Here is a 19,729-nt window from a genome sequence, read left to right as displayed (position 1 = left end):
TCATGCCCCGCATCGCGGGGCCTTGCGTCATTCGTCTTCGTCGGCCGAGGTGAGGAAGATCGGCGCGGACGCGAAGGCCGCGTCCGGCGAGGTCCAACGCATGAAGACCGGACGGCGGCCGCGTTCCACGAAATGGACTGCATGCCAGCCCGCGCGCTGCGCGTCCGGTGCGCAGATTTCCACCGAGACCGCGCTGCAGCCCAGCTTGCGCGCCGCGTGCAGCAATTCGCCGACATGCGCTGCGGCCATGCCGTGTGCGCCGTCCACTGACCAGAAATCGCGCACGTGCAAGGTGCCGTCGATGCGCTGCACGGCGAACCAGGCCAGCAACGCGCGATCCTGCTCGCGCTTCACCAGCAGGTAGCGCGTGGTCGCCAGCGGGGATTCATCGAAGCGCCAACGCAGATGGGCGACGTCACGCACCGCCATCACCCCGTCATCCTTGGGCGATTCTGCCCATACGGCGTCGATGCGTGCGTCGGCATGGTCCGCCCAAGCGGAGCAGAGCGCGGGGCCACGAAGGCGCACGAAGGCATCGCGGCAGGCGATCGCCACGTCCGCGGCCCAGCCGACGGGCCGGGTCAGCCAGCCCGGCACGCGGCCGCGCAGATAGCCGGCATGGCGCAGCACGCGCGCGTAGCGGACCAGATGCGCGGGTTGCGCATATCCGATCCGCTTGAACACCGGCGCAGCCTTGGGATTGGGAAAGCCGTACAGCACGTCCAGCGATGCGTCGGCAGCGGCGATCAATCCCTGCTGCAGCATCAGCGCCGGACCCAGGGAGCGGTGCTGCGGCAGCACCGCCAGGTCGACCAGCACGCCGGCACGAAGTTCGCGGTCCCGCCACACGAGGCGGCGACGACCGGCGGACGCAGTGCCCACGTGCGCCTCGCCCGGGACGTCGAGCAACAGCTGGAGCAGCGGCTCGCCATGCGGGCACCGCAGGTAGAACCACTCGTACTTTGCCGTCATCCGGGCGTCCTGGCCCAGATTGCCACGCCACAACGACAGCACCGTCTCGCGATCGCGCGCCGGATCGCCGGCTTCCACGAGGTACTGCGGCGGGGTGGGCATGGCGTTCATCGCTCAGTCCAGTTCGGGAACGTCGCCGGCCAGCACCGGCGCCATGTGCAGGTACTTCGTAGTCCGGCGCTTGTTGCGGATGTCGTCGTAGACGGCCTGCGCGTGTGCCGGCGTGATGCCCAGGGCGATGGCGAGTTCGCTGGCCGGGCGATCGTGGTTGAGCGCCCAGATCGCGAGGTCCATCTGCTGGTACGGCAGGGCGAAGTAGAACTCGTCCTGGCCCTGGCTCAGGCTGTAGGTGTCGGTGGTGGGAATCGCCGCGCAGACGCGCTCCGGCAGGCCGAGGTGGCGCGCCATGCCGTAGACCTGCGACTTGTAAAGGTGCGCGATCGGCTTGACGTCGGCCGAGCCGTCACCGTTCTTGACGAAGAAGCCCTGGTCGTATTCGACCCGGTTCGGCGTGCCGACGACGCCGTAGTTCAGGCGATCGGCGTGGAAATACTCCAGTGTCTTTCGGATGCGCTGCTTGAAATTGGTCGCGGCGACGATGGTCAGGTAGTCGGCCAGCGCGAGGTCGCGCTCGTGCATGGCGCCGTCCGGCGACTGCGCGATCAGGCGGAAGCGATTGATGCGGCCTTCGGTGCCGCCGTCGATGACAATCTTGAACTTCCAGCCATCGCCGTACTCGGGCAGGGTGTTGCGCACGGCTTCGTCGCGGGCGCGGTAGCAGCCGATCGCCGCCAGCGCGGGGGCGATGTCCACCGTTTCGGTCCGCACGCCCAGGTGCTCGGCGAGGATGCGCGCGCGCGCGGCGCTGTCGTCGGAGGAATCCTGTTCGGGCAGGATCAGCGTGAACACGCGGTCGGGCCCCAACGCGCGCACCGCGAGCGCGGCGCTGACCGAGCTGTCGATGCCGCCGGAGATCGCGACCACCAGGCCGCGCCGGTGCAGTTGGCGCGCGGTGATCTCGCGAAGGCGCGCAGCGATGCGGTCGGCTTCGCTCTGGTAGTCGATGTCGAGGACGTGGTGATCGAGCTGGCTCATGGGCTTGCGGTCTGCTCCGTCAGTTGGACACGTCGGACCTTGCCGGACGCAGTGCGCGGCAGGGCATCGACGAAGGTGATGAGTCGGGGGATCTTGTAGGCGGCCAGGCGCGCGCGGCAGTGCGCCTTGATGCGGTCTTCCGCGCGCGGCAGCACCTCGTCGGCGACGACGAAGGCCTTGATGACCTGGCCGAGCGCGTCGTCGTCGACCCCGACCACCGCCACTTCGCGGATGCCGGGCAGTTCGGCGATGACTTCTTCCACGTCGGTGGGGTGTACGCGGTGCGCGCCCGTCTTGATCATGTCGCTGCGACGGCCCTGCAGGAACAGGTAGCCGTCCGCGTCCACGTAGCCGAGGTCGCCGGTGTGCAGCCAGCCGTCGCGCAGCACGGCTTGGGTGGCGGCCGGGTTGTTCCAGTAGCCGAGCATGATGCCCGGCCCACGCACGCAGATTTCGCCGCCCTGGCCGACGCCGGCGGCGGTGCCGTCCTCGGCGAGGATGCGCCAGTGGGTGTCCTGCACGGGAATGCCGACCGATCCGCGCTTCTCGTCCAGGCGCTCGGGCGGCAGCCAGCTGATCCGCGAGGTCGCCTCGGTTTGTCCGTACATCAGGAACAGGCGTGCGTCCGGCAGCAGGCCGCGCACGCGGTCGGCGACGGCGGATGCCATCGCACCGCCCGCCTGGGTCAGGTAGCGCAGCGAAGCCAGGTCGTGGCCGCGGCGCTCCAGCATGTCCAGCAGCAGCACGAAGGTGGACGGCACGCCCGAGAAGCCGGTCGCGCGATGGCGCTGGATCGCATCCAGCACCTGGATCGGGAAGACCATGCTCGGCCCCAGCACGATGCACGCGCCGCTGGCCAGGTGGGTATGCAGCACCGATGCGCCGTACGCGTAGTAGAACGGCAGCACGCTGACCACCGTATCCTCGGCCGAAAGCGCGAGATAGGCGATCACCGCCCCGGTGTTCGCCGCCACGTTCGCGTGACTGAGCATCACGCCCTTGGGGTCGCCGGTGGTGCCGGAGGTGTAAAGCAGTTGCGCCAGCGTCGCGTCGGCATCGCCGTCAGTCGCGAAATCCGTGTCGTCGCCGTCCACCTGCGGCAAGGCCGTTTCCGGGACGAGTTCGATCGCCAACGGAGCGGGCGCAGCGCCCTCCCACTGGGCGAGCGTCTGGTCCATGTCGCGGTGGCCGGCTTCCTGCACGACGAAGCGCGCGCCAGCGTGCCGCAGCCACGGGCCGAAGTCGCGCGAGCGCGCCTGCGCATTGAGCGGCGTGACCACGCCGCCAGCCAGCCACGTGCCGTAGATCGCGACGGCGGCCTCGATGCGGTTCGGCAGCACGAGCGCCACGCGGTCCTTCGGTTGCAGGCCGGCGCGGCGCAGGTAACGGGCGAAGCCGCACGCCTGTGCCCAGAAGTCCGCGTACGTGATCGTCCGCGCGCCGTCGATCATCGCGATGCGCTGAGGGGCGCTGCGAGCGTTCCGGGCGAGGCGGGCGGTCAGGCGCTCCATCGGCAGGCGGTGGCTGCGCTCAGACAGCGACGGCGAGCTTGCGCGAAACGAACGCGTCGACGGTCTGGATCGAATCGAAGTTCGCCGGCGTCATTTCCTCGGCTGCGATCTGCAGCTTGAACGCGTCTTCCAGGAAGAAGACCAGCTCATGGATGCCGGTGGAATCGATGATGCCTCCCTGGATCAGCGAGTCCTGGTCGCCCACAGCGGCAGGATCGTCCGAGAAGAGGAAGTTCTGCAGGATGAAGGCTTTGATCTGTTGCTTCTGCGGCATGGTGTCCCCGGCATTTCCTGTTCCGTTGCTGTCCAGATGAACGGCGGTTCGGACGTTCACCGGCCAAGCGGGAAGGGGGGGGCAGGGCGGACATTCCCGGTGCTACCATCGCCGCCCGACGTCACCGACGGGAGTCCACGATGCGTGCACCGTTCCTGATCCTGGCCCTCGTGGCGCTGGCCGGCTGCCGGCAGAACGCGCCGGTGGCGGAACCCGCCGCGCCGCCGCGTGCCGTGCAGGATCCTTCGCCGAGGGCGTACGCCTCGGAAAAACAGGCGTTCGTGGTCTCCGAACAGATCGTAGGCCTGGACCATCCGTGGTCGATGGCGTTCCTGCCCGATGGCGGAATGCTCGTTACGGAACGCGCGGGTCGACTACGCAAGATAGGAGCCGATGGCCAGGTGTCGGCGCCCGTCGACGGGTTGCCGAAAATCTTCGTCGACGGCCAGGCCGGGCTGCTCGATGTCGCCCTGTCCCCCGGTTACTCCACCGATGGCCTGGTGTACCTGGCCTTCGCCGAACCCACCTTCCGCGGCAACAAGGCCGGGACCGCGGTGGTACGCGGGAAGCTCCAGGGCAATGCGCTGGTCGATGCGACCGTCGTCTACCGGCAGGAACCGAAACTTTCGCACGGCACGCACGTGGGCGCGCGGCTGGTCTTCGATGACGAGGGCCATCTGTTCGTGACTCACGGCGACAATCGCGTGGGTGCGGCCACCGCGCAGGAGTTGGACAAGCTTTCCGGCAAGATCGTGCGCATCAACGCCGATGGCACGGTGCCGGCCGACAATCCCTTCGTGGCCAAGGCCGGCGCACGGGGCGAGATCTGGTCCTACGGCCATCGCAACGTGCAGGGCGCCGCGCTGCATCCGGTCACCCGCCAGCTCTGGGCTACCGAGCATGGCCCGATGGGGGGCGACGAACTCAACCTGCCCAAGGCCGGCCTCAACTACGGCTGGCCGGTGGTCACGCATGGCGTGGACTACAGCGGGCGTCCGGTGCCGGGCTCGCAGGGCAACGCCGCGCCGGGAATGGAACCACCGCACCATGTGTGGATGAAGTCGCCCGGCCTCAGCGGCATGGCGTTCTACACCAGCGATGCGTTGCCGGGGTGGAAGGGCAACCTGTTCCTCGGCGCACTCGCGTCGAAGGCGCTGATCCGGCTCGAACTGGACGGCGACCGCGTCGTGCACGAGGAGCGCCTGCTGCTGGATCGCAACCAGCGCATCCGCGACGTGCGGCAAGGCCCGGATGGTGCGCTCTATGTGCTCGTGGATGCGCCTGCGCCTGACGGCAAGCTGCTGCGTATCGCCCCCGCACCGGCACCCGAAGCGGGGGTTGCGCCCGCAGCGCCGGTGGCAGGCGCTCCCTAGCGCGATCTTCAGCCGGCCGCTGCCGATGCCGGCTTGCGCGCGATGAAGTCCACGCTGGTGATGCAGAGTTGTTCGGCCGGCACATCCGCGAACTGTGGATGCACCGGCATGGCGGCCAGCTGCTTCATCCGTTCCGCTCGCGTGGTGCGCGTATCGAGGTCGATGTCGAAGCCATGCCGGCGCGCGCCGTCGACGAACCAGTGCGCGCGCAGGCGGTTCTGGTAGAGGAAGGCGTTGTTCCAGCGCTGCCATTCCTCGTCGGAGTAGCGCAGGTAGTTCAGCTGGTGGACGTTGCGGTCCACGTAGGCGTAGTGGTCGCCGCAATTCACCGAATGGAACATCACCCCGCGCGGCGACAGCACGCGCATCGACTCGGCGTACATCGCGTCGATGACTTCCGGCGGCACGTGCTCCAGCACGCTGTTGGAGAACACCACGTCGACATCGCCGTCCGGCAGCTGGCTGCGGGTGGCATCGGCAGGCGCGCGGTAGTGGATCACGCCCTCACTGGCCGTCTCGAGGTTCGCGCCTTTTCGCAGGGCATCGAGCAGCCGCCGATGACGGCCCTCGACCTCCGCCAGCGGCGTGCCCGCCACCGTGGCGATGCGCTCGAGAAATCCACCCAGTACTTCCGCGCACCGGATCGTCAGGTCCATGCGCAGGTGCGGGTTGAGGTCGTACGTGGTCACGCGCGCCGCACCCGCCAGATAGCAGGCGAACGGGAACGTGGGATACCAGCCGGTCCCGATCTCGAAGGCGCGCACGCCCGGCAGCACGACGCCTGCATCGCGCAGGTGGCCGACCATGATTTCCCAGTCGTCCACCTTGCTCGCGAGTTCGCCATCGAAATCGCGCAGGCCGCCGAAGCGCCGCTGCAGGTGGAAATGCAGCGCGTGCCCACCCGGCAGCCCGCCGAGAACCTTCTGGATGATGCCCTTGACCCGCCAATCCATGCCTTGATCCCCTCGATCTGCCGCGCGGCAGGTGGTTACGCGATCGCCCCGGAGGCCTGTGCGGCAGTGGCCGGCGCCAAGCGCGCCTCCACGGTCTGCCGGTGCACCAGCATCGTCGACAGCACGCCCATGAACGCCTGATTGTCGCCGAAGCCGGTGGCGCGCCCCTGTCGGCACTTCTCCACCAGTCGTCCGACCGCTGCGGCGTCGAAATAGCCCGCCTCGCGGATCGCTTCGGGCGACAGCAGGTCGGCCACGTAATCCAGCGGCTTGCCATCGAAGAAAAAGCTCTGGCTGTCCGGCGCGCGGTACGGCTGCTTCGTCCGTTGCGCGATGTCCGGCGGCAGCAGGTCGGCCAGCGCGCGCCGCAGCAGGTACTTCTCGGTCATGCCTCGGATCTTGAAACTGGGCGGCAGCCGGTTGGCGAATTCGATGACGCGATGGTCGAGATACGGGAAGCGGCCTTCGATCGAGTTCGCCATCGCCACGCGGTCGCCCTGCGACGACAGCAGGTAGCCCGCCAGCAGCGATTTCGCTTCGACGTATTGATCGCGGGCCAGGTCGCTCCAGCGCGCCATGTCCGGGGGCAGCGTCTGCTCGTAGGCGTCCAGCGCATCCCAGCGCGTGGCGGTGGCGCGCAGGTCCGGCGAGAGGAACGCGAGTGCGCGCTGCGACGTGGTCCAGCGAGGCACGTGCGCGAAGATCGGCCGGTGCAGGTGCTCCATGCCCTGGCCGAAAAACGACTGCGCGAACGCCGGGTTGCTCACCGGGGAGTGCTGCAGGTAACCGTACAGCTTCTCCAGCAGGCGCGGACGCATCTTCGAACCGGGCTGGCGCGCCCAGAAGCGACGGATCTTCGCTTCCTTGAACAGATCGTAGCCGCCGAACACCTCATCGGCCCCTTCGCCGGTTAGCACCACCTTGTAACCGTGGCGGCGCACGCTGCCGGCCAGCAGCATCAGCGGAATGGGCCCGGTGCGCAGCACCGGCGTCTCGGTGTGGCGGATCAGCCGCGGCAGTGCTTCGCCGATGTCGCGGCGGGTGCAGGTCAGCGTGGTGTGCTCGGTGCCGAGGTGCCGCACCATCGCCTGCTGGTATTCGCTTTCGTCGAACTCGCCGTCTTCGAACGCCACCGAGAACGTACGCACCGGCGTATCGGTGAAGCCGCGAATCAGGGCGACGATGCCGGACGAATCCAGGCCGCCGCTGAGGTAGGCACCTACCGGCACGTCGGCGCGCAACTGCAGGCGCACGGCGTCGACCAGCAGTTCGCGCAGTTCGGCGGTGGCCTGTTCCAGCGTCAGCGGATAGCGCGCGGGCGACGTGTCCTGCGCATCGGGGAAGGTCCAGTCCCAGTAGCGGCGCAGATGCTGCCGGCCATCGCGCTCCACCGAGAGCACATGGCCCGGCGGCAGGCTCTGCACGCCCTGGTAGAGCGTTTCCGGATCGACCGGCGCCCAGTACGTCAGCGTCTGCAGCAGGGCCTGCGGTTCCAGGTGCGCGCATTCCGGCAGCACGGCCAGCAGCGACTTCACTTCCGAGGCGAACCACAGGCGCCCGCGTTGACGCGTGTAGTACAGCGGGCGGATGCCGGCGCGGTCGCGCGCGAGCACGAGGCGCTGTCGTTCGCTATCCCACAGCGCGATGGCGAACTGGCCGTTGAGGTGCTGGACGAAATCCTCACCGTAGCGGTCGTACAGGTGCACGATCACTTCGGTGTCCGAGTGGGTGTAGAACCGGTGGCCCTTGGCTTCCAGCATCTGCCGCAGTTCGACGAAGTTGAAGATCTCGCCGTTGAAGACGGTCCACACCGTGCGGCGCGGGTTGTGGATGGGTTGGTCGCCGGTCGACAGGTCGATGATCGACAGGCGCGCATGCGCCAGGCCGATGCTGGGTGCGGCGTGGAAGCCGAAACCGTCGGGCCCGCGATGTGCCAGCGGATGGATCATCCGCTCCAGCGCATCGCGCGCGCTGGCCGAGACGACGTCGGGACCCATGAAACCCGCGATTCCGCACATGTGCCGTATCCCCTGTCCGTGTCCGTGTTGGTGTCAGGCCGAATCGGCCGCGTAGCCGGTGCGCGCCGTCCGTGTGCCGGCGACCGCGTCCTCGCAGGCCTGCAGCGTGTCCCGCGCCACCTGCTGCCAGTCGCGGGAGAAACGTTGTGCGAGCGCCGCTTCGTCCAACTGCCGGTCGAGCGCCTGCGCCAGCGCGTCGGCCAGCGCATCCGCATCGCGGGCCGGCACCAGCAGGCCGCTGGCGGCATCGACCACTTCCGGAATGCCGCCCACCGACGTGGCCACCACCGGGCGACCGCAGGCCAGCGCCTCGACCAGCACGTTGGGATGGCCTTCGGAATAGCTCGGCAGGGTCACCAGGTCGGAGGCAACCATCCAGCGCGCGACCTCCGCGGGGGACTGGCTGCCAGCCAAGTGCAACGGCAGGCCGGGCTCGGCGACCAGAACCGCCGCGAGTTCGGCCTGCATCGGGCCGTCGCCGACGAACACGACCCGGGCCTGCGGCCGCGCGGCGGCCAGCCGGCGCGTGGCGTGCAGTAGTTCGCGCAGACCCTTCTCCGGCACCAGGCGGCCGACATAGAGGACGATGTCTGCCTCCTGCGGCAGCCCGAGCGCATCGCGCGCGGCGCGGCGGTCGCCGGGGTGGAACAGGGCGGCATCGCAGCCGTTGGGGATCGCCCGCACGCGCTCCGGGTCCGCGCCGTACTGGTTCACCGCCACACGGCCCAGGTCTTCGCTGACCACCAACAGGCGCTGCGCGGCGCGCACCACCGGCTGGGTCAGGCGGCGACTGATCGCATCGCGCACGCGCAGGTCCGAACCGCGCGCGCCCGCCACGAACGGCACCCCGGCCGCGCGCGCGGCGCGCATCGCGCCATAGCCGTCCGGGTAAAGCCAGTAGGCCAGCACCACGTCAGGCGCGAAGGCCCGCACCGGCCGCGCCAGCGCCTGCGCGCACAGGTGGCCGTTGAACGGGCGGCTCACCGCGGGTAGGGCGGGGTAGGTGACGTAGTCCACGTCGCAGCCCGGCGCGACCTGGCCGGCGTCGGCGGCGCGGTACAGGTAGCTGCGCGGCTGCGCCCAGCGCGGGTAGGTGGCGATGGGGCTGAGTACCTTCACCTGGGCCAGGCGCGAGAGCTCGCGCACGGTCTGGTACACCGGGCGGCCGCGATTCGGTTCCCCGGCGATCGGAAACTGGGAGGTGACGATCAGGATGCGCATGCGGGGACCGGAGTGATGGCGGCGCCGGACTGTCCGCCGCATGGCGTGGTTGGCGTTGTAAAAGCCGAGTCATGCCGATGCAGGGGGATAGGGTGGGTCACGAAACGTCTTCGCCCTCGCGGATGGTGGAACTGGATGCCCTGCGCGGTATCGCCGCGGTCGCCGTGCTGGGTTACCACTTCACAACGCGTTACGAGGAGCAGATCGGCCATGCCAAGGGCATGCCGGTGGACCTACTGGCGGGGAAGTACGGCGTTTACCTGTTCTTCCTGATCAGCGGCTTCGTGATCTTCATGACGCTGGAGCGTACCCGCACCGCGGCGGATTTCGTGGTGTCCCGGTTCTCCCGCCTGTTCCCGGCGTACTGGGTGGCGGTGCTGCTGACCGCCTGCGTGGTCTACACCGCAGGCCTGCCGCTGCAGCAGCTGCCCGCCGGGCAGGCATTGCTCAACGTGACCATGGTGCAAGAGATCCTGGGCGCGGAGCACCTGGATGGTTCCTACTGGACGCTGCAGATCGAGTTGTTCTTCTACGTGCAGATGCTGTTCTGGTACGTGTTGGGGCAGCTGAAGCGGATCCACTGGATCATCGGCGGCTGGCTGGTGCTGGCGACCATCGAAGGCCTGTGCGAGAAGTACCACTGGCATTTCTCGTACTGGGTGCGGGAACTGATGATCCTGCGCTTCATCCCGTTCTTCGCGATCGGCATCCTGTTCTACCGCCTGCACCGCTATCCGTCGGAATGGCGGCTCAACCTGACGATGCTGCTGTGTGCGCTGCTCGCCATCGCCATCGGCGAGCGACCGATCTTCCTGCCGGTGGCGCTGGTGTGCTGCGGGATCTTCACGCTGTTCATCCGCGGCAAGCTGGCATTCCTGGATACCCGGTTCTTCGCGTTCCTGGGGGCGATCTCGTACACGCTGTACCTCGTCCACCAGGCCATCGGCTTCGTCGTGATCCATCACCTGGAACGCGCGGGCGTGCCGGCCTGGCTGGCCTGCGTGGGCGCGGCCGCGGTCTCGCTGGCGCTGGCCACGCTGCTGCACCGGCTGGTCGAACGGCCGGCCATGGAATGGATCCGCGGCAACTGGAAGGCGACCCGCATGCACACGCTGGCCAACCGATGAGGCAAGCTTGCCAAGCGGCGCACGTCGCGTCCCGAGCTGCTGCCGACAAGGACATCCGCTTGCCCCACCGCTCCGATACCGGTCGCGCATGACCGCCGACGCCGCCACGCACGGCCTGTTCGCCAGGGTCGCTTCCTCCGCTGCCTACGGCATCGTCGGCGGCCTGTTGGGACGTGCCGTCGGTCTGGTGGGCACGCTGCTGGTCGCGCGCCACCTGACGCCTGACATCGTCGCCGAGGTGACCGTGGCGACCGTCATCGCGCTGACCGGCAACTGGGTGGCGGCATGGGGCTGTGGCCAGTACGTGGTGGTGAAGGGCGACCAGGGCCGCGAAGCGGTCTTCGCTGCCAGCGTCGTCTACCTGATCGCCGGGCTGCTGATGATCGTGGGCCTGTGGTTCGCCGCGCCGGCGCTCGCCGCGTGGCTGCAGGCGCCGCGCGTGGCGGAGTACCTGCCCGGCGCGCTGCTCGGCATCGGCATCCGCCGGATCGGTGCGATCCCCGACAAGCTCCTTGCCCGCGAGTTGCGCTTCGGCCGCATCGCCGCCGGCACCGCGCTCGGTGACATCGTCTACGCCATCGTGGCGGTGACCCTGGTCAGCACGACGACGCTGGGCGGGCAGTCGATGATCCTCGCCTTCATCGCGCAATCGACGGTCATCGCCGCCGTCACCGTGTCGGCGACCGGCCTGCGCAGCTGGCTGGCGCCGGTGAGGATTCCGCTCGCGCGCCTGCGCGACCTGCTGCGTTTCGGCGCGCCGATCACCGGCGAAGTGGTGTTGAGCGAAGGCGCGCGCTACTGGGACAAGCCGTTGATGCTGCGCCTGGTCGGCGCACACGATGCCGGCAGCTATGGCCTGGCGTTCAACCTGGCGCAGTTGCCCGCGGTCTACGTGGGTGGCCACATCGGCACGGTGATGATGCCGGCCGTGGTGCGTGCAGACCCCGCCGAGCGGCCGGCATTGATGGTGCGCGCGTTGACCTTCACCGCGCTGGTGCTGTTCCCGATGTCGGCCGGCCTGGCGGTGTGCGCGCCGACACTGGTGGACGCGCTGCTGCCACCTACCTGGGCGCAAGTGGCGCCGCTGCTGAGCATCTTGGCGATCGCGTCGCTACCGGGGTCGGGCAGTTTCATCCTCTCGGCCTTCCTGGCCGCGCACGCGCGCAACCACCGCCTGATGTGGATCGAAGTCGCGACGATGGCGGCACTGATCGCGGCGCTGTGGTCGCTGTCGAAGGGCGGCGTACTGTGGGCCTCCGCGGCGATCGGCGTGGCGGCGCTGGTGCAATGGGGGTTGACGGTGCAAGCCTGCCGCATCGATGGCCTTAGCCTGCGTGGACTGGGCAGCGCGCTGTTGCGCATCGCGTTGGCGAGCGCGGTGATGGTGCTCGCGGTGCTGGCGTGGCGCGGTGCGCTGGGCTCGGCAATGGCCGCGCCATGGCGACTGGTCACCGAGGTATCGGTCGGTGTGGTTGTGTATGGTGTGGGGCTGTGGGGATTCGCGCGCGGCCTGGTCGGGGACGCGCTGGCAGGCATCGGGATGTCGCGCTTGCGGATCCCCGGGCTAAGGACGCGGCAAGGGGAAGGCACGTCATGATCGAATTCAACGCCATCGCGCTGTTGCGCCGGCGCGCGGCGACCAGCTGCCAGCTGCCGCTCGCCGACGACCAGCGTTTCCTGGAGATGCGCGAAAGCGACAAGGCACGCCTGGTCCAGGCCTATCGCGCCAACGGCATGTCCGGCAAGCCGGAGCGCCTGCAGCGTCGTTATGACCACGGCATGCGCTGTTTCGCCATCGAGGAAGGCGAACGGCTGGTCGCCTGGTTCTGGGCGCTGCACGGTGTGCCCCGCTACATGGACGAATTCGCCTGGCAGATTCCGTTGAACGAAACCCAGGTATGGCTGCGCGACGCGTTCGTCGTGCCCGAGCGGCGTGGGCGCCGCCTGTTGCTCGCGATGATGGGCGTCGGCATGACGGTGGAGTCCACGCCGATGGAGTACTTCTCGGATGTGAGCGTCTCCAACCGGCCGTCGCTGCGCGCGCATGCGGCCATGGGCTTCAGCCGCTTCGCCACGGTGCGCAGCCTGCGTGTCGGCAGCAGCCGATGGTGGCGCAGCCTGCCGCCGGAAGGCCTGCCGTCGCCCGCACAACTCCGACCGGATCAGACGCACCTGCGCATGTCCGCCGAAGAAATCGCCTGGCATCACGCGCAGATCGCGTGAGCCTCACACGCTAGTCGTCGTGCCCCAGCCGGTAGGCGAGCGGGCGCAGCGGGCGTGCGCCGGCCGTGGCGAAGCGGTGCAGGCGTCCCGTGTGCAGGATGCCGGAGACCATCGGCTGCCGATCGGGCAGCAGGTCGGCCATGTAGGACGTCTCATGCGCCTGGCTGTCGAACAGGGCGAGCTCCGGCCATTGCCGGTCCAGCGCCTGCAACAGGTGCCATTCGTTGAGCTTGCCGGGGCTGCTCGCGGCGAACTCGGGATCCCACCCGGTCTTGAAACCGCTCAGGCCGTTGCCGAGGTGCAGATTGCTGCTGCTGGCCACCACCTGCTCGCCGCACAGGGTTTCCACGAACACCATGCCGCCACTGCCGGCCAGGCGCGGCACCAGTTCCAGGAAGAACGTGCGTTCGCCTTCCGAGGCCAGCATGGAGCTTCCGCGCTCGCCTTTCCAACCGGCGTCTTCCAGGGTCAGGTGGCGCATGGCCGCGGCGGCATCCGCGTCCGCGCCCTGCAGGATGCGCAGGCTGACGTCGCCGCGTTCCTGCAGGCGACGCAGCCGCCGGCGCAGGTCCTTGGCGGTGGCGCTGCGAACGCGCGCCGCTGCCGGCACGTCATCGGGATGGCGGCGCAGCACCGGTCGCTGCGACAGCGCGGTCTGCGTCCAGGCCAGGCCGGCCTGATCGCGCAGCGCCGCCCAGAATTCGCCGTCGCCGGCGACGTTGTGCCACACGATCGCGCGGTCGCGTAGGGTGCCCTCGCGCATGCGTGCGGCGAGGGCGCCAGCGACCTCACCCGCTTCGCCGGGCAGGTGAAGCACGCCGGATTGGAACGCATGCTGGTGCCGGTAAGCGCGCCAATGCGGCACCGGCACGAACAGATTCGGTGCGCGGCGCTGCAGGCAGGTGAGGCCGAGCAGGGTGTCGTCGCGTTCCACCGTCAACACGACCGGCGGCGCATCCGGGGTCAGCCACCGTGCGGCGGCCAGCACGAAGCCCGGATGCAGGAACGGCACCGATGCGGCGGAATGTTTCGCCAGTTTTTCCCAGGCGCGCAGATCGTCGTTGGACAGGTCATCCAGCGGGCGCAGGCGCGTGCGCAGGCTCACGGCACGATCTCTTCGCCGCGACGGCGACGGTAGAGGTCGACGATGCGCGCACGCCAGCCCACACGGTCCACCGACAACCAGCCCATGCGGCCTTCGGCCATCGCCAGCGCGCGCTTGTAGTCCACGTGGCCGGCCATCAGTTCATAGCGGTCGAAGCCGTTGCCGAGGAATTCATTGATCGCGCTGGCGAGCAGCAGCAGGCCCGGACTGCCGGCCTGACCCACCTGCCGGTAGTCGATGCCGGCCTGGTAGAAGCAGCTCGTGCCGCGCCATACCAGGTGGTAGAGATAGCCCACCGTCGCGTCGCCGGCCTCCAGCCGCATCAGGTGCACGCCGGCGTCCGAGGTGGAGGCGGCGATCAGCGCGCGGTGGAACGCGACGATGCGCGGATCGCCGAACGCGCCGTGCTCGCCGCTGTCTTCGTCCCAGTGCGCCTGGTGCAGGCGGACCAGCTCGTCGAAGAACGCCAGCCGGTCCGGCTGCGTCACCGCCGTGCTGCAGGCGAGCGGGCCGAATTGGTCCGCCAGCTTGCGCGCGGTGCGGCGCAGGCGCGCGCGCGTGCTGCTGCCGGGCACGGTGCTCACGTAGTCCTGCTGGGTGGACCGCAAGCTGGCCAGGTCCACGTAGGGCGTGGGCCGCGTCATCATCTGCAGGCGCAGCCGCGGCGAACGCAGGCGTTCCAGCGGAATCCCGTCCATGTCCAGGCCGGGCAAATAGAGCGTCAGCCAGTGGCGTTCGCGATGTTCGAAATGCGCCACGCACGCGGCCAGCACGTCGTGCTCGCAACCGTCCAGCGACAGCACGCCGTTGAACTCGATCGTGATGCTGTCCGCCACGCGATCGCCTATCTGATGCAGGCGGACGTGCTTGAGGCCGAGGGCGAACCATCGGCGCTGCTCGACCACGATGCCCAGGCCGACGCATTCGTCATCCAGCCACACCGACATCAGGCGCGCGCGCGGCAACGGGCACAGTGTGCGCAGCCAGGCGCCGATCCAGATCCAGCTCTGGAAGAAGCTGCAACGGCTGCGTGTCTCCAGCGCGTGCCAACGCGCTTCCAGCACGTCCATCGCCGGCAGGCGCTCGACCCGCACGTCGTAGCGTGCGGCCGACGCGCCCGTTTCAGCCGAATGTCGCATCCAGGCCCTTCTCCACGCCGGTGCGGGGCGTCCAGCCCAGTTCCGTGCGCGCGGCAGTGGTATCGAAGTTGGCGAGCGGTCGCAGCGAACGCACGCGGTAGCGCGTCAGCGGCACGTCGCGGTGGAGGATCTTGCCCAACTGCTCCACGCCGAAGCCCAGCAGCATGAACGTCCAGCGCGGCACGCGCACCACCTTGACCTCGTCGCCCAGCTTGCGGCGGCAGCGCGCGAGGTAGTCCTGCTGGGTGATGCGCGAGGTGTCCACCACGTTGAACACGCGCTGCATGGGCAGCGGCGCTTCCGCGGCGCACACCAGGGCGTCCACCACATCGTCCACGTACACCAGCGGCAACGCGATCGCACCGTCGCCGACGGCCACCCAGCGGCCGGCCAGGCCGATGACGCCATTCGGGGTGACCTTCTCCGCGCCCGGGCCGAAGATCTGGCCCGGCCGCACGATGACGGCGGGCAGGCCATGCTGCGCGATGGCGTCCAGCACCATGCGCTCGGCCGACAGCTTGGTCTGGGTGTAGGCGCCGCGCCATTCGGGGTGCGGTTCCAGCGGCGAAGACTCGGTCATCACTGCGGCCGGATCGCGACCCGCGTGATCGAACACGCTCATCGAACTGACGTAGACCAAGCGCGCGGTCCCTTCGGCCACGCAGGCGTCGATCATGTTGCGCGTGCCCCACACGGTGCCCGCTTCGAAGTCGCGCGGACCGCCACGCATCGCGGCGCCCACGTGGTAGACCAGCGGCACGCCGCGCACGGCGTGGCGGACGATGCGAGGATCGCCCAGGTCGCCGACGACGGTCTGGATGCCCGCATCGGCCGTGTAGGCCGCCACCGGACGCCGCACCAGCACGCGCACGGTTTTGCCCTGTTCGCGCAGGCGCGAAACCACGCGCTTGCCGAGGAAGCCGGCCGCACCGGTCACCAGCACGTCGGCAGGCGGCAGATCGACGTAACGCGATTCCAGCAGCGCGAGGCGCTCGGCGTCAGGCGCGGCGCAGGCCGGTTCCAGCAGGCGCGCGATGCGCAGCGCATCCTCGCCGGTGAACGGCGGCGAGGCGTTGTCGCGCGCGGCGCGCGCGAACTCGACGGCGCCGCGGCGGATGCCGGGCGACGGCTTGAGCATGCCGGTGGCGAAGCGCACCACGTTCCACGGCACCCGGAACACATCCTTGACCGCGCTGAAGAACGCGTTGGCGACGATGCCGATGAACTTCGGCCCCGGCAGCACGCGGTGGATGCGGCAGGTCTGCAGGAAGCGATCGACTTCGATGGTGCCGCGCGTACCGCGGACGAACACGCGGTTCTCCATCGGGCGCGCATTCCACGACAGCAGCAGGCGACCGACGCCGGCGCGCGCCTGCGCGTGCGCCTGCCATTCGTCGAAGTGCAGGTTCGGATCGGTGCCGCGGGCCTGGTAGTCGACGCGCAGGTCGTGCACCGGGCCGAGGAAGGCTTCGATGGTGTAGAGACCATGCACGCCGAGGTCGCGGAACGGATAGGACCCCTGGGTGACCGAACCCGGTAGCGGACCGCCGGCATACGGCGGGTACTCGGAATTGCGCACGATCTCCACCGACACCACGTCGCCGATGCGGCCGTCGTGCACGGCCTGCACGGCCTGCATCAGCACCGGATCGAACAGGTCGGAGTGGTTGACGCCGAGCTGGACCTTGCGGGTGCGCGCTGCGGCGATCATGGCCTCGCAGTCCTCGACGGTGTCGGCCATCGGTTTCTCGACCAGCACATGGCAGCCCATCTCCATCGCCTGCAACGCGATGGCGGCATGGAAGGCCGGCGGGGTCAGCACGTAGACAGCCTGCGGCTGCAGGTCGGCCAGCTCGTCCAGGCGCGCGGCGACGCGCTTCACGCCGAAGCGGTCGGCCAACGCTTGCGCGGCGGGCAATTGCGGATCGCAGATGCCGACCACGTCGACGAAATCCAGCTGCTTGAGCGCGGCCAGGTGATGGGTGGCGACATACCCGGCGCCGACGAGGGCGACGCGCAGGCGGGTGGAGGCGGGTGGGGTCATGGGGAGAGGATCATCAGGAAATAGGGTGTCATCGGCCATCGAGCGCGCGCGCGACCGCGGCCAGCACGTCGTCGACGCGGCGGTCCCAGGTCTGCGCAGCGACCGCGGCCACGCGGGCCTCGGCGGCGGCATCGCTGTCTTCGGCCAGCGCCTGCTCGAGCCCGGCGAGGAAACCCTCGCGGTCTTCGGCGATGCGGACCCACTGCGCGAACTTCGCGATCTCGGGGTTGTACGTGCTCACCACCGGCTTGCCGGTGGCCAGGTATTCGCGCAGCTTCAGCGGATTGGCGTTGGCGACCTGGCGGTTCATCCGGTACGGGATGATCGCGGCATCGAATGCTTTCGCCCATGTCGGGAGCGTGGCATAGGGTTGCGGCCCGGCGAGGCGCACATTGGGCAGCGCGCGCAGCGCCGACACGTCGGCGGCGGCATGGCCGACCAGCAGGAAGCTCCAGTGCGGTCGCGCCTGCGCCAGCCAGGCGATCAGCTCGATGTCGATCCACTCGTGCAGCGAGCCGATGTAGCCGATCACCGGACCGGACAGGCCGCGCGCGCCTTCGGCGATGGGCGTTTCCGGTGCGCGCGCGGTGAGGAACAGGTCCAGGTCCACGCCGTGCGGCGCGTACGTGGTGGTGGGGTTGAGCGCCTGCTTGGCAGGCAGCAGCGCGGGCGGTGCGACGAACAGCTGGTCCGCGGCGCGGCTCAGTGCATCGTCGCGTTGGCCGATCAGTTCGGCGTCCACGCCGGGATGCGCGGCGTAGTCGTCGATGCAGTAGTAGACGCAGAAGTCCTCGCCGAGACGATGGGCGAGGAACCCGGGATGCGGCACCACGAACCACGAGAGATAGCGGCCGATGCCTGCCTTGCGCAGCGCGCGCCGCACGGCCCAGCGGCTGAAGACGCGATTGAAGGCGTCGACGCCGGGAATGCGGCGGAACGGCAGCTGCGGCACAGTGCAGTGCCACAGGCCTTCGCGCACCTGCACGGGCGGCTTCAGCGCGGCGGTCAGCTTGCGCCAGGCGCGCTTGAGGTCGCGTCCGGACGTCGTCGGTGCGCGCATGCCCGGCGAGTCCACATAGAGCACGGGCATGCGCTGCGCCAGGCGGGTGGCGACGTGATGGCTGCTGGTGCGGTTCTCCGCGTTCCAGTCGTTGCCGAAATACACCACGCCGCGCCCCTGCAGGGCGGCCGAGGGGTCACTCATCGCGCCACCAGCCGATCAGCCAGGCGGTGCCGCCGTAGTGGATCCAGGTTTTCTGCAGGCCGGGGATGGCCTCAACATGCGGACCCACGCGGCCGCACGCCGGCGCAAAGAACGTCACCAGGCCGGCGCGTCCCAGATGACGCATGCGCGCGATCGTTGCGGCGGGATCGCTCAGGTAGTAGAGCACTTCGCAGGCGGTGACCAGGTCGAAGCGGTGACGCTCCTCGCCCCACGGCTGCTGGAACAGGTCGGCCGCCGCGAAGTGGGCCTGCGGCAGGCGCGCGCGGGCGCGCTCGATCGCGGCGGGACTGACATCGAGGCCGTACTGTTCGTCGCTGAGCTTGGCCAGGTACTGGGTCTGGTGGCCCTCGCCGCAGCCGATCTCCAGCACCGAGCCGACGCGGCCGAAGGCCTGCGCGATCACCCGGTTGGTGGCCTCGAAGCGCGCGCGCTCCATCGGCGATTCCATGTTCCAGGGGTCCGGCATGCGGTACGCCAGTTCCAGGCGCGCGTGGTTGTCGTTGCCGCCCACGCCGCGTAGGGCGTACTTCATCCACAAGCGGCGCTGGGCCTTCCTCAGCAGTTTGGCGGTGTCGCTCCACATGTCCCTGTCCCCTTCGCCGTTGTTCAACCGCAGCTGGCCGCGCCGTGCGGGCCTTCGCTGGCCTGGTGCGCGGAATCCCGGCCCACCTCGAGCGGCCGCGCGGGCGCGCTGTACCAGCCGGTGACCTTGCCGCACTCGAAGTCGACCCAGGACGGCCCGTACTGCCAGCGCGCAGCGTGTTCGGTCGTCGGTTCACCCAAGATCCGCCGTGCCTGGTCGAGGTCCATGCCCAGTTCGAGTTGCTGCGGCGAACGCGGCTGCCACGCGACGGAGGCGCTGTCGCCGGGACTACCAGGGTCCAGGGTCGGGATCGAGGTGCGGTTCGCGCCCAGCCAGTAGAGCAGGGCGGCCAACAGGGCGCCGATCAGCAGGTAGCGGCGACGCGAGCGCGGCGGCTCGAGGCCATCATCGTCTACCGGCATCGCAGGTGCGATCCGCTCCAGGCGCGGCGCATGCGGGCGCGGCGACGCGGCCGGGGCGCCCGGTAGGCGGCCGTGCACGCGATGGAATTCCAGCGCCGATTCGTACAGGCGGTTCAGCCGCTGCAGGCGGGGCAGGTCGGCGTCCGCGCCCTGCGTATCGGGGTGGAGCACGGCCACGCGCCGGCGATAGGCCTGCTTGAAGGCGGCCATGCCGCACTCGGCATCCAGCCCCAGCTCTTCGTACATGCTGACGAAGTCGGTATCGTCCGACATCAGTGCTGCGCCCCTGTCTCGCTGCCACGCCGTCGCGGCGCATGATTTCTGCTTTCCCCATTCATACGTGATCCGGGGGCCGATCCGGCCAGCCTGCGGACTGGCCGCTCGCATGTGCATTCTGCGTATTCAGGGGGACAGGCAAGGTTGCCGGAACTGCGGAAGATGATG

At 69.3% G+C, this 19,729-nt stretch carries 17 protein-coding genes; 4 read left to right on the top strand and 13 right to left on the bottom strand.

Features of this window, described 5'->3' with window-relative positions:
* Positions 1 to 27 precede the first annotated feature (27 nt).
* The 4 genes from AC23D6_RS12895 to AC23D6_RS12880 are packed head-to-tail and all read right to left on the bottom strand — an operon-like array spanning position 28 to position 3,852.
* Positions 28 to 1,083, bottom strand: a complete 1,056-nt coding sequence (locus tag AC23D6_RS12895; protein WP_487749650.1) for a GNAT family N-acetyltransferase — start codon at positions 1,081 to 1,083, stop codon at positions 28 to 30.
* A 3-nt stretch (positions 1,084 to 1,086) separates the two neighbouring features.
* A complete protein-coding gene (nadE, locus tag AC23D6_RS12890; protein WP_487749649.1) occupies positions 1,087 to 2,067 on the bottom strand; it encodes an NAD(+) synthase in 981 nt (326 codons plus the stop codon).
* Positions 2,064 to 3,578 (bottom strand): class I adenylate-forming enzyme family protein, encoded by a 1,515-nt coding sequence (locus AC23D6_RS12885; RefSeq protein WP_487749648.1) that lies wholly within the window; start codon positions 3,576 to 3,578, stop codon positions 2,064 to 2,066. The genes nadE and AC23D6_RS12885 overlap by 4 nt, the downstream gene beginning before the upstream one ends.
* Positions 3,579 to 3,597: 19 nt before the next feature.
* Complete coding sequence (locus AC23D6_RS12880; RefSeq protein ID WP_487749647.1) at positions 3,598 to 3,852, bottom strand: acyl carrier protein; 255 nt, start codon at positions 3,850 to 3,852, stop codon at positions 3,598 to 3,600.
* Positions 3,853 to 3,992: 140 nt separating this feature from the next.
* On the opposite strand from AC23D6_RS12880, the gene AC23D6_RS12875 reads away from it, so the two are divergent.
* Positions 3,993 to 5,225, top strand: a complete 1,233-nt coding sequence (locus AC23D6_RS12875; protein WP_487749646.1) for a PQQ-dependent sugar dehydrogenase — start codon at positions 3,993 to 3,995, stop codon at positions 5,223 to 5,225.
* A gap of 8 nt (positions 5,226 to 5,233) precedes the next feature.
* Here the strand turns inward: AC23D6_RS12875 and AC23D6_RS12870 are convergent, their stop codons facing one another.
* From AC23D6_RS12870 to AC23D6_RS12860, 3 genes are read right to left on the bottom strand one after another with little or no spacing between them, the layout of a single operon-like run.
* Entirely contained in the window at positions 5,234 to 6,178 is a 945-nt protein-coding gene (locus AC23D6_RS12870; RefSeq protein WP_487749645.1) for a methyltransferase domain-containing protein, read from the bottom strand.
* Positions 6,179 to 6,213: 35 nt separating this feature from the next.
* Positions 6,214 to 8,175, bottom strand: a complete 1,962-nt coding sequence (gene asnB / locus AC23D6_RS12865) for an asparagine synthase (glutamine-hydrolyzing) (RefSeq protein WP_487749644.1) — start codon at positions 8,173 to 8,175, stop codon at positions 6,214 to 6,216.
* A gap of 54 nt (positions 8,176 to 8,229) precedes the next feature.
* On the bottom strand, positions 8,230 to 9,417 hold the full coding sequence (locus AC23D6_RS12860; protein WP_487749643.1) for a glycosyltransferase: 1,188 nt from the start codon (positions 9,415 to 9,417) through the stop codon (positions 8,230 to 8,232).
* Positions 9,418 to 9,509: 92 nt separating this feature from the next.
* On the opposite strand from AC23D6_RS12860, the gene AC23D6_RS12855 reads away from it, so the two are divergent.
* From AC23D6_RS12855 to AC23D6_RS12845, 3 genes are all read left to right on the top strand, one after another.
* Positions 9,510 to 10,544, top strand: coding sequence for an acyltransferase family protein (locus tag AC23D6_RS12855; protein ID WP_487749642.1), 1,035 nt, complete (start codon positions 9,510 to 9,512; stop codon positions 10,542 to 10,544).
* An 88-nt stretch (positions 10,545 to 10,632) separates the two neighbouring features.
* A complete protein-coding gene (locus AC23D6_RS12850; RefSeq protein WP_487749641.1) occupies positions 10,633 to 12,141 on the top strand; it encodes an oligosaccharide flippase family protein in 1,509 nt (502 codons plus the stop codon).
* Complete coding sequence (locus AC23D6_RS12845) at positions 12,138 to 12,767, top strand: GNAT family N-acetyltransferase (protein ID WP_487749640.1); 630 nt, start codon at positions 12,138 to 12,140, stop codon at positions 12,765 to 12,767. Before AC23D6_RS12850 ends, AC23D6_RS12845 begins: the two co-directional genes overlap by 4 nt.
* Before the next feature lie 10 nt (positions 12,768 to 12,777).
* Here AC23D6_RS12845 and AC23D6_RS12840 read toward each other — a convergent pair whose 3' ends face one another.
* The 6 genes from AC23D6_RS12840 to AC23D6_RS12815 are packed head-to-tail and all read right to left on the bottom strand — an operon-like array spanning position 12,778 to position 19,558.
* Complete coding sequence (locus AC23D6_RS12840; RefSeq protein ID WP_487749639.1) at positions 12,778 to 13,872, bottom strand: GNAT family N-acetyltransferase; 1,095 nt, start codon at positions 13,870 to 13,872, stop codon at positions 12,778 to 12,780.
* Positions 13,869 to 15,011 carry a GNAT family N-acetyltransferase gene (locus AC23D6_RS12835; protein WP_487749638.1) on the bottom strand — a complete coding sequence of 381 codons (1,143 nt, stop codon included), beginning with the start codon at positions 15,009 to 15,011 and terminating at the stop codon, positions 13,869 to 13,871. Before AC23D6_RS12835 ends, AC23D6_RS12840 begins: the two co-directional genes overlap by 4 nt.
* Positions 14,995 to 17,055, bottom strand: a complete 2,061-nt coding sequence (locus AC23D6_RS12830) for an NAD-dependent epimerase/dehydratase family protein (RefSeq protein ID WP_487749637.1) — start codon at positions 17,053 to 17,055, stop codon at positions 14,995 to 14,997. Before AC23D6_RS12830 ends, AC23D6_RS12835 begins: the two co-directional genes overlap by 17 nt.
* Positions 17,056 to 17,083: 28 nt before the next feature.
* The gene (locus tag AC23D6_RS12825) at positions 17,084 to 18,259 is read right to left on the bottom strand and encodes a glycosyltransferase (RefSeq protein ID WP_487749636.1); all 1,176 of its coding nucleotides are present in this window, start codon (positions 18,257 to 18,259) and stop codon (positions 17,084 to 17,086) included.
* Positions 18,252 to 18,863, bottom strand: coding sequence for a class I SAM-dependent methyltransferase (locus AC23D6_RS12820; protein ID WP_487749635.1), 612 nt, complete (start codon positions 18,861 to 18,863; stop codon positions 18,252 to 18,254). The genes AC23D6_RS12825 and AC23D6_RS12820 overlap by 8 nt, the downstream gene beginning before the upstream one ends.
* A gap of 23 nt (positions 18,864 to 18,886) precedes the next feature.
* A complete protein-coding gene (locus tag AC23D6_RS12815; protein WP_487749634.1) occupies positions 18,887 to 19,558 on the bottom strand; it encodes a hypothetical protein in 672 nt (223 codons plus the stop codon).
* Positions 19,559 to 19,729: the final 171 nt, after the last annotated feature.

The organism is Pseudoxanthomonas sp. G3 (assembly GCF_057654715.1).
This window is presented reverse-complemented; position numbering and strand designations above follow the sequence as displayed.

What these genes read in the sequence shown, in the direction of transcription:
- AC23D6_RS12820 (WP_487749635.1), bottom strand. Translation starts at nt 18,863, where the DNA reads ATGTGGAGCGACACCGCCAAACTGCTGAGGAAGGCCCAGCGCCGCTTG.
- AC23D6_RS12845 (WP_487749640.1), top strand. Translation starts at nt 12,138, where the DNA reads ATGATCGAATTCAACGCCATCGCGCTGTTGCGCCGGCGCGCGGCGACC.
- AC23D6_RS12875 (WP_487749646.1), top strand. Translation starts at nt 3,993, where the DNA reads ATGCGTGCACCGTTCCTGATCCTGGCCCTCGTGGCGCTGGCCGGCTGC.
- AC23D6_RS12815 (WP_487749634.1), bottom strand. Translation starts at nt 19,558, where the DNA reads ATGTCGGACGATACCGACTTCGTCAGCATGTACGAAGAGCTGGGGCTG.
- AC23D6_RS12830 (WP_487749637.1), bottom strand. Translation starts at nt 17,055, where the DNA reads ATGACCCCACCCGCCTCCACCCGCCTGCGCGTCGCCCTCGTCGGCGCC.
- AC23D6_RS12850 (WP_487749641.1), top strand. Translation starts at nt 10,633, where the DNA reads ATGACCGCCGACGCCGCCACGCACGGCCTGTTCGCCAGGGTCGCTTCC.
- AC23D6_RS12895 (WP_487749650.1), bottom strand. Translation starts at nt 1,083, where the DNA reads ATGAACGCCATGCCCACCCCGCCGCAGTACCTCGTGGAAGCCGGCGAT.
- nadE (WP_487749649.1), bottom strand. Translation starts at nt 2,067, where the DNA reads ATGAGCCAGCTCGATCACCACGTCCTCGACATCGACTACCAGAGCGAA.
- AC23D6_RS12835 (WP_487749638.1), bottom strand. Translation starts at nt 15,011, where the DNA reads ATGCGACATTCGGCTGAAACGGGCGCGTCGGCCGCACGCTACGACGTG.
- AC23D6_RS12825 (WP_487749636.1), bottom strand. Translation starts at nt 18,259, where the DNA reads ATGAGTGACCCCTCGGCCGCCCTGCAGGGGCGCGGCGTGGTGTATTTC.
- AC23D6_RS12880 (WP_487749647.1), bottom strand. Translation starts at nt 3,852, where the DNA reads ATGCCGCAGAAGCAACAGATCAAAGCCTTCATCCTGCAGAACTTCCTC.
- AC23D6_RS12860 (WP_487749643.1), bottom strand. Translation starts at nt 9,417, where the DNA reads ATGCGCATCCTGATCGTCACCTCCCAGTTTCCGATCGCCGGGGAACCG.
- AC23D6_RS12870 (WP_487749645.1), bottom strand. Translation starts at nt 6,178, where the DNA reads ATGGATTGGCGGGTCAAGGGCATCATCCAGAAGGTTCTCGGCGGGCTG.
- AC23D6_RS12885 (WP_487749648.1), bottom strand. Translation starts at nt 3,578, where the DNA reads ATGGAGCGCCTGACCGCCCGCCTCGCCCGGAACGCTCGCAGCGCCCCT.
- asnB (WP_487749644.1), bottom strand. Translation starts at nt 8,175, where the DNA reads ATGGGTCCCGACGTCGTCTCGGCCAGCGCGCGCGATGCGCTGGAGCGG.